Source organism: Occultella glacieicola (assembly GCF_004353825.1).
In the GTDB taxonomy this organism is placed as follows: Bacteria; Actinomycetota; Actinomycetes; order Actinomycetales; family Beutenbergiaceae; genus Occultella; species Occultella glacieicola.
This window is the reverse complement of the sequence record NZ_SMNA01000003.1, coordinates 103,913-117,795: the sequence shown is the minus strand read 5'-3', so window position 1 is coordinate 117,795 and position 13,883 is coordinate 103,913. Positions and strand designations below refer to the sequence as shown.

Sequence of the window (13,883 nt, the reverse complement as noted above, 5' to 3'; positions counted from 1 at the left end):
GTCATGACGCTCGCCGGACGCACCGTGCTCGTCCCTCGGGGCGGTAGCTGGGGCGCCCGGGTCTGCGATCTGCTCGCCGAGCGGGGCGCCACCGGCTGGGTGGTGCCGCTCGTGGCCGCCCGGCCGCTGCACACCCCGCAGGTCCGCGACGCCGTGGGCCGGCTCACCGCCGGCGACTACGACTGGCTCGTGGTGACCTCCGCCGCCACCGTCGGCGTGCTCGAGTCCGCCGCCGAGGTGCGCGCCAGGGTGGCCGCGGTCGGCCCCGCCACGGCCGCGGCACTCGAGGGCGCGGGCTTCGCCGTCGACCTGGTGCCGGAGGCGGACTTCAGCGCCGAGGGACTGCTGCGGGCCTGGGGACTCGCCGGCATCGAGGCCGCCACGAGCGGACCGGCGGGGACCGGCTCGCCGTCCCGGGTGCTGGTGCTGCACTCCGACCTCGCCCGGGACACACTCGCGGACGGGCTGAGCGCACGGGGCCACCGGGTGGACACCGTGATCGGCTACCGCGTGCAGGAACTGGCGGTGCCCGAGGACGACATTGCGGGCCTCGCCGCCGGCCGCGCGGACGCCGTGCTCGTCACCAGCGGATCCGTGGCCCGGTCCCTGGCCCGGTTCGCGATGCCCACGACCACGACCATCGCCTGCCTCGGCCCGGTGACCGCGCGGGACGCGGCGGCCGTCGGGCTCCGCGCGGACGTGGTCGCACCCGAACGCACCGTCGACGCCCTGATCGGGGCACTGGAGGACGTCAGTTGAGGATCCGACCCCGCCGCCTGCGCAGCACCCCGGCGATGCGCCGCCTGGTCGCGCAGACGCGCCTGCACCCGAGTGACCTGGTGCTGCCGATGTTCGTCATCGAGGCCGCCGAGTCCCGGCCGATCGCCTCGATGCCGGGCGTGCTCCAGCACTCCCTGGACTCGCTGCGCCGGGCTGCGACCGAGGCGGCGCAGGCCGGGGTCGGCGGGCTGATGCTCTTCGGCGTGCCCGAGGTCCGGGACGCGACCGGAACCGGCGCGACCGACCCGAACGGAATCCTGAACGTGGCCACCGCCGCCGTCGCCGCGGAGGTGGGGGATGCCGTCGTCGTCCAGACGGACCTGTGCCTTGACGAGTTCACCGACCACGGCCACTGCGGCGTCCTGGACGCCGGCGGCCGGGTCGACAATGACGCCACCCTGCTCCGGTACGCCGACATGGCCCTGGCCCAGGCCCGCGCCGGGTCCGCGCTGCTCGGCCTGAGCGGCATGATGGACGGGCAGGTCGCCGCCGTCCGGGACGCCCTGGACGCGCAGGGGCACACCGACGTTGCGATCCTCGCCTACGCCGGCAAGTACGCCTCAGCGTTCTACGGGCCGTTCCGTGAGGCGGTCGACTCCCAGCTCACCGGGGACCGGCGCAGCTACCAGCTCGACCCGGCGAACCGCCGTGAGGGCGTTCGCGAGGCCGGCCTGGACGTCGCCGAGGGCGCCGACGTGGTCATGGTCAAGCCCGCGCTCAGCTACCTGGACGTGCTCGCCGACGTCGCCGCCACCTCCCCGGTTCCGGTCTGGGCCTACCAGGTGTCCGGCGAGTACGCGATGGTCGAGGCCGCCGCCGCGAACGGCTGGCTGGACCGGGACCGCACGATCGCCGAGACGGTGCTGTCCATCAAGCGGGCCGGTGCCGATGCCGTGCTGACCTACTGGGCCGTGGAACTGGCCGAGCAACTCACCCGAGGAACGGACCCCCGATGAACCTGGTCGAACGTGCCGCCGCCGTCATCCCCGGCGGCGTGAACTCACCCGTGCGGGCCTTCAACGGCGTCGGCGGGGACCCGCTGTTCCTGGTCTCCGCGAGCGGGCCGCGGGTCACCGACTCCGGCGGTCGTGAGTACGTGGACCTGGTCGGCTCGTGGGGGCCGGCGCTGCTCGGGCACGCCCACCCGGAGGTCGTCGCCGCCGTGCAGGAGGCGGCCGCCCGCGGACTCTCGTTCGGGGCACCCACCCCGGGCGAGGTGGAGCTGGCCGAACTCATCCGGGAGCGGGTGCCGGTGGCCGAACTCGTCCGGCTCGTGTCCACCGGCACCGAGGCCACGATGACCGCACTGCGGGTGGCGCGTGGCTACACCGGCCGGGATCTGATCGTCAAGTTCGCCGGGCACTACCACGGCCATTCCGACGGGCTGCTCGCCGAGTCCGGGTCCGGGGTCGCCACCCTGTCCCTGCCCGGGTCCGCCGGCGTACCGGCCGCGTTCGCCGAGCAGACCATCGTGATCGGCTACAACGACCTCGACGCCGTGCGGGCCGCCTTCGCCGCCCACCCCGGCCGGATCGCCGCCGTGATCACCGAGGCGGCGGCCGCGAATATGGGGGTGGTGGCGCCGGACTCTGGTTTCAACGCCGCGGTCGCCGAGATCGCCCACGCCGAGGGTGCCCTGTTCATCGCCGACGAGGTACTCACCGGGTTCCGCGTCGGGCCGGCCGGGTGGTGGGGCCTCGAGGGCGGCTGGACGCCGGACCTGCTCACGTTCGGCAAGGTCATCGGCGGTGGCCTGCCGGTGGCCGCCCTCGCCGGGCGCGCGGACGTGATGCGCATGCTCGCCCCGGCCGGGCCGGTCTACCAGGCCGGCACCCTGTCCGGGAACCCGGTGGCCGTCGCAGCCGGGGCCGCGACCCTGCGCCTGGTCGACGGCGGGGTGTATGCCCGGGTGGACGCCGTCGCCGACACGATCGCGGCCGCCGTGCCGGCCGCCCTGGCCGCCGAGGGCGTGCCGGTCGCCGTCCAGCGCGCCGGCAACCTGTTCTCGTTCGCGTTCGGCACCGCGGCCGGGCAGGGTTGGTCCGGCCCCGGTCCGCGCACGTACGAGGAGGTGAAGGCGGCGCAGACGTGGCGTTACCCGCCGTTCTTCCACGCGATGCTCGACGCCGGGGTCAACCTGCCGCCGTCGGCGTTCGAGGCCTGGTTCGTCTCGGGCGCCCACGACGACGCGTCCGTGGAGCAGATCCTCGCCGCCCTGCCGGCGGCCGCCAGGGCTGCCGCCGCGGCGACGCCGGGCTGACCCGCACGGGCCTGGCCGCGGGCCACGCCGACCACCGACCAGGGTGAGGCGGTGAGTAAACCCACAGGGACGCCGTCGGGCCCGTCGGCTACCCTGGCTGATGAGGCCCGACGAGGGTCTGCGGACGAGGGAGCAGTACCCGCAAAGCGACAAGACTGACTCAGAAGGCCCATCATGGCTTGGTTGATTCTTGTCCTGTCCGGAATGCTCGAGGCGGTCTGGGCCTCGGCGCTGTCGGCGTCCGACGGCTTCAAGAAGGTGCGTCCGACGATCCTGTTCGTGGTCGCGATGGTGGCCAGCATGGCCGGCCTCGCCTACGCGATGACCAGCCTGCCGACCGGGACGGCCTACGCCGTCTGGGTCGGCATCGGTGCGTCGCTGACCGTGGTGTGGGCGATGCTCGCCGGCAAGGAGCCGGCGTCGATCGCCCGGATCGCGCTGCTGGTGCTGCTCGTCGGGAGCGTCGTCGGCCTCAAGGTGGTGAGCTGAGATGCCATGGCTCATCCTGCTCGGCAGCGCCGTCCTGGAAGCCGTGTGGGCGACCGCGCTCGGAGCCTCCGACGGCTTCACCCGACCGGCGCCGACGGTCGTGTTCCTCGTCGCCCTCACGCTCAGCATGCTCGGCCTCGGCCGGGCGATGAGATCCATCCCGATCGGGACTGCGTACGCCGTCTGGACCGGGGTGGGTGCCGCGCTCACCGTGACGTATGCGATCGCCACCGGCGCGGAGTCGGTCTCGGTGTGGAAGGTGGTCTTCCTGCTCGGCATCATCGGCGCCGTCATCGGCCTCAAGCTCGTGCCGTCCGGGGCTGTCTCGGCCGAGGGCGACGGCGCCGGCCAGCCATCTGACTGAGCGCGATCGCCCCACGGGGCGTGCGAGCGGCACCACGTGACGTGGACGGCGACACTCCTCCACAAACCGTCCACGGCACGCCCCCGTCAGAGAGCGTGGAGCGACGCCCGGAACTCCTAGGATCAAGGGCGATGCCGCACGCCCGCCACGCCAGGTCGACGGTCGCGATCCGACGATCGGGCCGCCCCGCGCTCGATCGCGCGCCGAACTCCGCACCCCCCGCTCAACGGGTCCGGCAGGGACGCCCTCGGCACGCTCGCAGGGTCCGCCGGCACCGGTTGCGGACAGCCGCCGTCGCCGTGGTGGGGGCGTTCGCCTTCGCGGCCACGTTCGGCGGCACCGTGTATGCACAGTTGCAGGCCGAGGTTGATGTGATCCGGGTCGACGATCTGATCAATCAGCCGACCGACGCCGAGGGGGCACCGGTGACCCCGGCGCCGCCGGCGGACCCGAACGCGGGGACCGCGCTGAACATCCTGATCATCGGCTCGGACAGTCGCGCGGACGGGGCGGTCGACGACGGGTTCGACTCGGTGCTGGCGGACACCCACATCGTGGCCCACATCGCCGCCGACCGGTCCCGGGTGGAACTGGTCTCGATCCCGCGCGACATCATGGTGCAGATCCCGGACTGTCCGACGACGTCCGGCGAGACCATCCACGGGTGGTACGGGATGTACAACGCCGCGTTCGCGAACGGGTGGCTCGTCGGCGGAGACACGGAGACCGCCGTCGCCTGTGACATCAACCTCGCCCAGTCGGCGACCGGACTGACCATCGACGGGTTCGTGCTCGTCGAGATGGGCGGCTTCATCGAGATGGTCGATGCGCTCGGCGGCGTCGACATCTGCATCCCCGAGGCGATCTCCGCCCCGAAGGCGCATCTGTTCCTGGACGCCGGCGAGCAGACCCTCACCGGCGAGCAGGCGCTCGGCTACGCCCGGGCTCGGGTAGGTGTGGGCGACGGTTCCGACCCCGGTCGGATCGAGCGCCAGCAGCGGCTCATGTCCGCGATGGTCGCGGAGGTGCTCTCGCGCAACATCCTCGCCGACGGCCCGGCGCTGTACGGAATGGTCAACGCCGCCCTCGGATCGCTGACGATGAGCGAGAACCTGTCCTCACTGACCGGAATGGCGGGCCTCGCCCTGAGCCTGCGGTCGCTCTCGGCGGACGACGTCACGTTCCTCACCACCCCGTACGGGGCCTACGCACCCGACCCGAACCGGCTGGTCTGGACCAGCGAGGTGGACGAGATCTGGGCGGCGATGGCTGCCGACGAGCCGATCCTCGCCGGCGACGAGGGAACCGGTAACGGAGCGTCGGGGGCCGCGACACCCGGTGCCGACGGGACGCCGACGCAGGCGCCGAGCGCCGAGGACGCGCCGCTGCCCGATCCGGACGAAGGTGCTACGCAGACGCCCTCCGAGGCGGGCACCGCGGGCGCCAGCGCCGAGGATCTGACCGTCGCCTGCTGACCGCGGTGGGATGCTGGGACCATGAGTTCGGTCGACGGCGCCACGGTCCGGATCCCGTACCGCACCCCTGCGCGGGTGTGGCAGTTCGTCGCGTTCGGCCTGGCCTGCGCGGCGATCGTGGTGTTGCTGGTGTTGCCGCTCTACTCCGGCACCCGAAGCACTCCCGACGGGACCGAGGACATCACCGCCACGCTGCTCGAGGTGAACGGCCCCGGTGCGCTGGTCCCGATGTTGGTGCCGGTGCTGCTGACCGCGGTGCCACTGCTGGTGCCCAGTGGGCGGCTGCCCGGGGTGACCATTGCGTGCGCGGCGCTGCTCGTCTTCCTGATGGTCCTCGGCGGGGCCACGATCGGACTGTTCTACGCACCCGCTGCGATCGCTGCCGTCGTGGCCCTGCTGGCGCGGCGCCGCTGACGCGGTGCCGCTGCGTTCCGGCCGCGGCACCGGGCTGACGGCGGAGGTCGCCCGGCACCGGATCGGAGCGACGGGTCACGATGTGGTCCCACTGGTTCCGGTTCGCGTGAGGGTGACAGACTCGAACCCATGACTGCCCCCACGCTGACATTGACCTCCGGCACCACGATCCCCGCGCTCGGGCTGGGCACCTGGCCCATGGACGACGGCGACGTCGCCACCGCCGTCGAGTCGGCGATCGGGGCCGGCTACCGCCTGATCGACACCGCCGAGAACTATCGCAACGAGGCCGGCGTGGGGGAGGGCGTGCGCCGGTCCGGGATCGACCGCGGTGACGTGTTCCTGACCACGAAGTTCAACGAGCAGTGGCACTCCTACGACGGCGTCCGGCGCGCGTTCGAGGCGAGCACCGGACGACTTGGTGTCGACTACATCGACCTGTTCATGGCCCACTGGCCCCGGCCCGCGTTCGGGGGCTTCGTGGACGCCGTGAAGGGTCTGGTGGCATTGCGGGAGGAGGGGCTGATCCGCGCCGTCGGGGTCTCCAACTTCAAGCCGGCGCACCTGCAGGCCCTCCTCGATGCCGGCCTGGTGCCGGAGGTGAACCAGATCAAGCGCGACCCCCGCAATCCGCGCCGAGCCGAACTGGCCTTCCATGCCGAGCACGGCATCCTCACCGAGGCCTACACGCCCCTCGGCAAGGCCGGTGACCTGCTCGCCGAACCCGCGATCACCCGGGCCGCGCAGGCGCACGGGCGCACCCCGGCCCAGGTGGTGCTGCGCTGGCACACCCAGACCGGGGCCCTCCCGATCCCGAAGTCGGCGGATCCTGGCCGGATCGTCGAGAACATCTCGATCTTCGACTTCGAGCTGACCGACGAGGAGATCGCGGGGATCGACGCCCTGGACTCCGGCGACGCGGACGTGGCCGATTCGGACGTCGTCGGGCACTGACGTCGGCGGAAGGTCGCCGGGGCCTGAGGTTGCCGGGGCCACGTCGGGCGTGTGGTCGACGGGCCGACGCCAGGCCGCGGTCAGTCTTGGTCCAGCGCCTCCGCGACGTCCTTGAGCCGGGACAGGCGGGCATCCCAGCCACGGCCGATGGTCTCCAAACGGCTGGCGAGCTGGCCGAGTCGGGCCCCGAGCGCGCGGTAGCGGATGGCCCGGCCCGCCCGGATCGGCTCCACGAGCCCGACCGCCGCGAGCTGCTGCAGGTGCTTGGCGATCGCCTGCCGTGACACCGGGAGTTCCTCGGCGAGCTCGCTCGCGGAGGCATCCCGGTCGCCCAGCACGGCCAGGATCTCCCACCGGGTCGCGTCAGCCAATGCGGCACACAGCGGCACCGGGTCGAGCTCGGTGGGCGGAGTCATCCCTCGGACCGCAGGTCCGCAGGAGTGACCCGCCCCGTGCTGAAGTCGCGCAACGCGTCCAGCACGGTGTTCCAACCGCCGGTGTTCTCCTCCATCGCCGCGCGCCGCGCGGCGACGTCGAGCCGGTCGAAGCCGGTCTCGAGGACGGTGACGGTGGTGGAGCCGGCGTCCCCAGCGAGCGTGAACCGGACCGATGTCGCCGCCGCCGATCCCTCGAGCGTGGTGTCCAGGTCACCCCAGGTGAGCGCGAACGTGGCGGGTGGGTCGAGCTCGTCGATGCGGACCTCGAACCGGTGGTTCTCCCAGAGGAAGTGGCCGAGCGAGCCGACCCGCCAGCCGTCCGGGAACTCCGACGGGTGGCCCCACCAGGTGGCGATGTGCTCGGGCGAGGTGAGCGCGGTCCAGACGGTCGCGATCGGCGCTTCGATCCGGATCGTGCGGGTGATGGTGCCGGCGTCGAGATCGGCGACTGCGCGGTCGGTGCGCATGGGGCTCCTTCAGGTTTCGATGGGTCGAATCGTGGAGCGACATCTGTCCGGCTGGGCCTCGATCACGTGGATCGCACCAATCCGAGTATCTATCGCAATGATTCGGTTGCACCTAAGCCTACGTCGTGACGTGCGCGAACGCAACCGTTTGATTGCAGTAGATGGGTCCGGGAGATCGCTAAAGTCGAACCATGCCTACGATTCCGGCCGGTACCGGCAAGCGCGACGACGGTCGCCATCGCCGACCGCCGTTGACCCGTCGGTTCGCGCACAAGGTCGCGTTAGGGCTTGCCGTGGCCGCGTTCGTGGCCCTGGTCCTCGTGCCGATCTTCCTGGTCCCGGACCAGGGCACCGCTGACTCCCCGGCGGACATCGAGCGGATCAGTCTGATCGCCCTGAGCGGCCCGGGCGTGCTCGTCGCACTCGCGATCCCGGTGCTCTTGGCCGGGCTGCCCCTACTGCTCCGAGGTCGGATCACCGCGGTGCTCACGGCCGTGCTGCTGTTCGCGTTCGCCATCTTCACGCTGCTCGGGATCGGCGTCTTCTTCCTCCCGGCCGCGCTGGCCGCGGTCGTCGCCCTGTTCCTGCCCAGCGACAACTGAGCTCGGGAGTGCCCTGCTGCCGGCTCAGAAGGGTGCTGGTTCGTTGAGGTCGGGAGCGGTGCGGTAGGTGGGGCCTGGGGTGCTCGCGGGTCGGGTTCTGGGGAGTTCGGTGATGGTGCCGTCGGGGGTGCGCATGTAGACGTGACCGGTGGGGGTTCTCCAGAACCGGTTGCCGTGGTGGTCGACTTCGTCCTCGAAGTCGCCGTGGGTCTTCAGGACGTGGCAGCGCCGGCACTTGGGGTCGAGGTTGTCATCGCTGGTGTGCCCCAGCGGGAACGGGATGCGGTGGTCGAGTTCGGTCATCCGCGCGGTCGCAGTGCAGCCGGGGGCGGTGCAGTGGGGTTCGTTCTCCTTGATCCGGTCGATCATGTTCTGTGGGGGTTCGTAGCGGGTCGCGCCGTAGTCGGTGACCCGGTTGGTGGTGGGGTCGGTGACGAGGCGTCGCCAGGTGCCGCCGGCGGCGAATGCGCGGGCGACGTCGGCCGGGATCGGGCCCAGTCCTTCGATGTCGGCGGGTTCGTCCGCGCCCATCAGGGTGTTGAGGGTGACCCGGATGAGAATCTGGGCGCGGCGGCCGCCGAGGACCCCGACTGGCCAGACGCGGGGTAGTCCCTGACCTCGTGCCGGGGTGAAGACCCGTGGGTCGGTCCCGGTGCCCGCCCCGTGCCATGACCCCAGGAACCCACCCGGTGTCGTGCCGGGCTCAGCGGTGTCGGCGCCGGCGCCCGTCGGGCCGGCCGCGGACGCACCCGTCCCCTCGGACTCACCGGTCGGGGCGTCGCTGGGCGCACCGGTGGCCTCGGACTCACCGGTCGGGGCGTCGCTGGGCGCAGCGCTGTCCTCGGATAGGCCGGTCGGGCTGTCGCTGGGCGCACCGGTGGCCTCGGACTCACCGGTCGGGGCGTCGCTGGGCGCAGCGCTGTCCTCGGATAGGCCGGTCGGGCTGTCGCCGGGCGCACCGGTCCCCTCGGACTCGCCTGCCGGATGGCCGACGGGCGGGTCGGTGTCCTCGGATCCGCCGGTCGGTGTGCCGTCGGGTGTGCTCTCGCCCTGGGATGCGCTTTCGAGGAGACTGCGGGGCGCCGTGGTCGCCGTGGTCCCGGTCTCGGGTGCGCTCGTCGGGGCGGTGCCGGGCTCTGCGAGCCCGGCACCGATGGAAGTCTCAGTTCCCGGGCCCCGATCTGCGGACTCGGTTGTGGGTGTTTCCTCGGCCGGTCCGACGGCCGCATCCGCGGGCTCGCTGCCGTCGGTCTCGTCTCCGCTCGTGCTGGTGCCGGCGGCCTCGCCTTCGGTCGCGCCGCTGCGCTCGGGCTCGCTGCGGCCGGCCTCGTCTCCGGTTGCACCGCTGCGGTCGGCCTCGCCTCCGGTCGTGCCGCTGCCGGTGTGCTCGTCGCTTCGCGGCTCGAGCTGCTCAGGCCCGGCCGTCTCGCTGCGCCGGCCGCTGTCGCTGCGCCGGTCGCTGTCGCTGCGCCGGCCGCCGTCGCTGTGTCCGCTGCCGTCGCTGTGCCCGCTCGTGCCGCCGCGCTGGGGCTCGTCGGCGCTGTGGTGCTCGCCGGCACCGACCTCGCCGCCGGGCTCGATGTTGTTGTCGTGGTCGTGGTGGTGTCCGGGTTCGTGGGTGCAGGGTGCGGTTTGGAGTTGGAAGGTGAAGCCGGTCAGGTCGCCGATGTTGCCGGTGTTCAGGCCGTGCGCGGCGAGGTCGGCCAGGACGTCCGCGCGTAGTTGTTCCAGGGTTCGTTGGTCTCCGGCGGCCTTGGCCGAGGAGGCGGCACTGTCCAGGAGCAGGTCCAAGGCGAGGGCATCCGCGGCCGGCCAGTACATCGAGTGCGAGGCCATCCCGTCGACGTCGACCCGGGCCCGTCCCACGTACCGACGCCTACTGGCGCGCGTGGTCCGCTGGGTGAACTGGGCGGGGTCGGCGGCAGCGACGAGTTTCGCGACTTCCTGGGCGACCCGGTGCCGGGTCCATAGCCTGGCTTTCGGTAGCAGTTCGTCCTGAACCTTGAATGCCGCGTCGGCTTCCAGCACCGACACCGCGACCGCGATCACGTCGGCCTTGCCGGCGTCGATCTCACCACGGCGCAACGCGTCCCCGGTCGGGGCCGCGATCCCCTCCAGGAACCGGCCGACCTGGACCAGCCGGTTGGCTTCCTGCTTCGAACACCCCACCTTCGGGGCGATCTCATCGGCGGCCAGCGATTCCCGGAACACCAGTTCCTTACCCACCGCTCGCGGCCGGGCCATCACCATCGGCGCCCGTCCCGCGAGCTCGGCGGCGAGTTCCCGGACCCCGGCCGAGGCCACCGACTCCAACCGCCGGTAGCACCCCAACGCATCGACCAGTTCGTACTCCTGCATCCCCGACAGATCCGCCCGGGCCAGCTCATCGAGCAGGAACCCATCCACCGCCCGCGACGCCAACGCCTGCGCGTCCACCCGGGGCAGGTCGTCCCGGTCCCGAGACTCACGACCCGCACCCTCACCGGCAACGGTGACGGTGCCGGTGCGGGTGCGGGTGCGGGTGGTGCCGGGGTCCTCCTCGCCGACGACACAGCCCTCGTCGTAGACCAGACCCTCGTCCGGGTCGAGGAAATCGGCGAACCAGTCCTGATACTCCAGCTCCCGCTCGAACGCGGCCACCTCGGCCAGTTCCTGCTCCGACAGGCCCGCCAACGCGGCCTCGTCCAGCGCCGACAGATCGACCACCCGCACCGGCTCCCGACCGGCCCCGGCGCAATCCGCACAGCAGCCCCGCGCAGGCGCCACAGCCTGCGAGCCACCCTCCCCGCCGTCGGAATCGAACATGTGTACTATTCTATGCGAAGTCACCCACAAAGGGAAGAGGGGCCGAGGCACCGGGGGAAGGTCGATAGCGCTCCGGGTGTCGCGGGAGCGGGCCACGCGGAGACCCGAATGGCGCCGGCGACCTGGAGGGCCATGGATCCCCGGCGCGGCTGCAGCCGGCCGCTCAGTTCACCGTGGGTCCGGCGCCAGTTCTCGCCGGAAGAACTCGACCGTGCGACGCCACGCCTCCGAGCGCCCAGCGGTGTTCGCGCGTGGTGATCCACCCATCTCGAAGGTCACACCGGGGCCGGGCGACCTGGTGCTCGTGAACGGCTGCCCGGGTGGACCGGCGATCGGGTGGCCCACGCCGGCCAGTACCAGATGCTCGATGTCGCCGGCGCGGCCGTGCGCGGCCAGCCGGTCTACCGCAACTTGGGTGTATGGGCCGCTCGGCCACATCGCGTCGGCGTCGCCGCAGATCGAAAGCACCTTCCCGTTGATCCGCTCCACGGGGATGCTCACCCGGGCCAGTTCAGCGGGGTCGGTGGGCACCGGCGGGAATGCGACGCCGAGCGGCACTGGCTCGGCGTCGTCGACGAGCCGGTCGATCTCCTCCAGGTTCGCGTACGGGAGGTAGGGGAGTCGCTCGCCGCCGAGCGTCCAGGATGCGACCTCCCGACGCAGGATCTGGTGGAGGAATCCGGCGCCGTAGTCGATGCCCTGAGTCATCACCGCGCTGCCGGCGATACTCGCCACGGCGCCGACCCGCTCATCGTGCGCGGCGACCAGGAGGGCGGCCTCGCCGCCCCGGGATCCGCCGGTCATTCCGAGCGTGCGGCCCTCGCTCACCGATCCCAGGAGGTCCAATCCCCGGAAGAAGAGCTCGAGCGGGACGTCCACCAGGCCACGGCGAAGGCCGCGGTCCCCGAAGTAGGACAGCGCGAGGACGGTGAACCCTTCGGCGGCCAGGGCCGTGGCGTCCCGGTCGTGTCGGCCGCCCTCGGACCCGCCCACGAGCAGGACGCCGGGAGCCGGCGCGTCGGTGCGTGGCGTGCACAGCAACCCGACCAGGCCACGCTTGTGGATCGGGGTCCGGTCGACGTCCATGGGCAGGACGCTACTCGAGCGTCGCGGACGGTTCCGGTCCGCGACGTACCTGGGCTCGGTGCTTCCCCAGTCCGCGACATACGTAGGCTCGATGCTCCCGCGACGTCCGCCAGTTCGCCCGACTGTTGCCCTGGACTCAACCCTGGTACATGGCCCTCACGTCCTCGATCGTGTCGGCCTCGGCGGCACTCTTGTCGTCGCGGTAGCGCACCACCCGGGCGAACCGGAGCGCGACGCCACCGGGGTAGCGGGTGGACCGTTGGATCCCGTCGAAGGCGATCTCGACGACCTGCTCGGGCCGCACGTGCACCACCCAGTCGTCCCGGGAGGTGGCCAGTTCCTCGAACCGGGCGGTCTGCCAGGCGAGCATCTCGTCGGTCATCCCCTTGAACGTCTTGCCGAGCATCACGAAGCCGCCGGTGCTCGGATCCCGCGCACCGAGGTGGATGTTCGAGAGCCAGCCACGCCGTCGTCCGTTGCCGCGTTCGACGGCGAGGACCACCAGGTCCAGCGTGTGCACCGGCTTGACCTTCACCCAGGCCGATCCGCGCCGGCCCGCGGCGTACGGGGCGTCGGTGGACTTGACGACGACGCCCTCCTGGCCCGCTGCGAGGGCTTCGGCGAGGAACCCGGCCGCGGCGACGGCGTCGGCGGTCACCAGTCGGGGCACCCGGTGGGCTGCCGGCACGAGGTCCTCGAGGTGGCGCCAACGCTGCGCCGCCGGTGCGTCGAGGAGATCGAGGTCATCGCGCAGGAGGAGGTCGAAGAAGTAGGGCGTGATCACGGCGACCGGTACGGCGCCGGCTTCCGGGCCGGTGTCGGCACCGGCGGCGATGGTGGGGCCCGCGTCCACAGGGATCCCGGTGGAGGTGATCGACGCGGTCTCCTGGAACGGCCTGGGCCGTCCGTCCGGTCCGAGGGCGAGGGCCTCGCCGTCGAGCACGACCCGGTCGGCCGGCAGCGCCCGCACCACGGCGGCCACACCGGGCAGCCGGTCGGTGATGTCCTCCAGGGAGCGGGTCACGAGCAGCACCCGTTCGCCGTCCTTGTGAGCCTGGATCCGGATCCCGTCGAGCTTGTGGTCCACCGCGAGCGGAGCCTGCCCGCCGAGTTTCTCCCACGCCCCGGACAGGTCGGGGGCACTGGAGGCGAGCATCGGCAGAACCGGGCGGCCCACCTCGAGACGGAACTCCTCGAGAGCCGCGGAACCGCCGCTCAGGGCCGCGACGGCGACCGGCAGGGTGGCGCCCGCGAACATGGCGGCCCGGCGTACCTGCGCCACCGGAACGCCCGCCGCGGCCGCGACCGCGTCCTGCACGAGCGCATCGGAGGCGCCCTGCCGCACCTCACCGGTGATGGCGCCCCGTAGCCATGACTGCTCCTCCGCCGTCGCCCGTTCGAACAGGCCGGCGACGGCGGCGGCTCGAGCCGACTGGGAGCCGGCCCCGGTGAACCGCGAGATCTCATCGAGACGTTCGTGCACCTCGGTGACACCCAGGGACGGCGACCCGGCGGGCTCCGGCAGGTCCGCCAGCGACCGCCACCCCACGCCGACGCGCCGTTGCCGCAGGGTCCCGGACAGGTACGCGGTCACCGTCTCGAGCTCCTCCGGCTCGGCGCGCGCCAACGTCCCGGCGAGGGCGGCCACCTTCGCCTTCCGGGACCGGGTCGAGGCCACCGCGGCCGACGTGGACACCAGCTCAGCGAGTCGCATCACCCCATTGTGGCGCGAGCCCCTGACAGTCGGTGG

The 13,883-nt window shown here is 72.3% G+C and carries 14 protein-coding genes and 1 riboswitch; of the genes, 9 read left to right on the top strand and 5 right to left on the bottom strand.

Features of this window, described 5'->3' with window-relative positions:
- The first annotated feature begins 3 nt into the window (after window positions 1–3).
- The 8 genes from EXU48_RS06145 (at window position 4) to EXU48_RS06110 (ending at window position 6,736) form a co-directional block, all read left to right on the top strand.
- The gene (locus EXU48_RS06145) at window positions 4–759 is read left to right on the top strand and encodes a uroporphyrinogen-III synthase (protein WP_133106768.1); all 756 of its coding nucleotides are present in this window, start codon (window positions 4–6) and stop codon (window positions 757–759) included.
- The gene (gene hemB / locus EXU48_RS06140; RefSeq protein WP_268958152.1) at window positions 756–1,736 is read left to right on the top strand and encodes a porphobilinogen synthase; all 981 of its coding nucleotides are present in this window, start codon (window positions 756–758) and stop codon (window positions 1,734–1,736) included. The genes EXU48_RS06145 and hemB overlap by 4 nt, the downstream gene beginning before the upstream one ends.
- The gene (locus tag EXU48_RS06135) at window positions 1,733–3,040 is read left to right on the top strand and encodes a glutamate-1-semialdehyde 2,1-aminomutase (protein WP_133106767.1); all 1,308 of its coding nucleotides are present in this window, start codon (window positions 1,733–1,735) and stop codon (window positions 3,038–3,040) included. The genes hemB and EXU48_RS06135 overlap by 4 nt, the downstream gene beginning before the upstream one ends.
- 99 nt (window positions 3,041–3,139) lie before the next feature.
- Window positions 3,140–3,205, top strand: a riboswitch (guanidine-III (ykkC-III) riboswitch).
- 9 nt (window positions 3,206–3,214) lie between these two features.
- Complete coding sequence (locus EXU48_RS06130) at window positions 3,215–3,529, top strand: DMT family transporter (protein ID WP_133106766.1); 315 nt, start codon at window positions 3,215–3,217, stop codon at window positions 3,527–3,529.
- Window position 3,530: 1 nt separating this feature from the next.
- A complete protein-coding gene (locus EXU48_RS06125) occupies window positions 3,531–3,893 on the top strand; it encodes a DMT family transporter (RefSeq protein ID WP_133106765.1) in 363 nt (120 codons plus the stop codon).
- Window positions 3,894–4,171: 278 nt separating this feature from the next.
- Entirely contained in the window at window positions 4,172–5,368 is a 1,197-nt protein-coding gene (locus tag EXU48_RS06120) for an LCP family protein (RefSeq protein ID WP_165962699.1), read from the top strand.
- Between the two features lie 21 nt (window positions 5,369–5,389).
- Entirely contained in the window at window positions 5,390–5,782 is a 393-nt protein-coding gene (locus EXU48_RS06115; RefSeq protein WP_133106763.1) for a hypothetical protein, read from the top strand.
- 129 nt (window positions 5,783–5,911) lie between these two features.
- Window positions 5,912–6,736, top strand: coding sequence for an aldo/keto reductase (locus EXU48_RS06110; protein ID WP_133106762.1), 825 nt, complete (start codon window positions 5,912–5,914; stop codon window positions 6,734–6,736).
- 80 nt (window positions 6,737–6,816) lie between these two features.
- On the opposite strand, the gene EXU48_RS06105 is transcribed toward EXU48_RS06110, so the two are convergent.
- Both EXU48_RS06105 and EXU48_RS06100 read right to left on the bottom strand, forming a co-directional pair.
- The gene (locus EXU48_RS06105; RefSeq protein WP_133106761.1) at window positions 6,817–7,152 is read right to left on the bottom strand and encodes an ArsR/SmtB family transcription factor; all 336 of its coding nucleotides are present in this window, start codon (window positions 7,150–7,152) and stop codon (window positions 6,817–6,819) included.
- Window positions 7,149–7,640 (bottom strand): SRPBCC domain-containing protein, encoded by a 492-nt coding sequence (locus tag EXU48_RS06100; protein WP_133106760.1) that lies wholly within the window; start codon window positions 7,638–7,640, stop codon window positions 7,149–7,151. Before EXU48_RS06100 ends, EXU48_RS06105 begins: the two co-directional genes overlap by 4 nt.
- A 191-nt stretch (window positions 7,641–7,831) precedes the next feature.
- Between EXU48_RS06100 and EXU48_RS06095 the strand changes: the two genes are divergently transcribed.
- Window positions 7,832–8,242 (top strand): hypothetical protein, encoded by a 411-nt coding sequence (locus tag EXU48_RS06095; protein ID WP_133106759.1) that lies wholly within the window; start codon window positions 7,832–7,834, stop codon window positions 8,240–8,242.
- Between the two features lie 24 nt (window positions 8,243–8,266).
- Here EXU48_RS06095 and EXU48_RS06090 read toward each other — a convergent pair whose 3' ends face one another.
- The 3 genes from EXU48_RS06090 to EXU48_RS06080 form a co-directional block, all read right to left on the bottom strand.
- Window positions 8,267–11,047, bottom strand: a complete 2,781-nt coding sequence (locus EXU48_RS06090; RefSeq protein ID WP_133106758.1) for a DUF222 domain-containing protein — start codon at window positions 11,045–11,047, stop codon at window positions 8,267–8,269.
- Between the two features lie 168 nt (window positions 11,048–11,215).
- A complete protein-coding gene (locus tag EXU48_RS06085) occupies window positions 11,216–12,133 on the bottom strand; it encodes an acyl-CoA thioester hydrolase/BAAT C-terminal domain-containing protein (protein WP_133106757.1) in 918 nt (305 codons plus the stop codon).
- Between the two features lie 136 nt (window positions 12,134–12,269).
- Window positions 12,270–13,847: an ATP-dependent DNA ligase gene (locus EXU48_RS06080; RefSeq protein ID WP_133106756.1), complete on the bottom strand. Its 1,578-nt coding sequence runs from the start codon at window positions 13,845–13,847 to the stop codon at window positions 12,270–12,272.
- Window positions 13,848–13,883 lie beyond the last annotated feature (36 nt).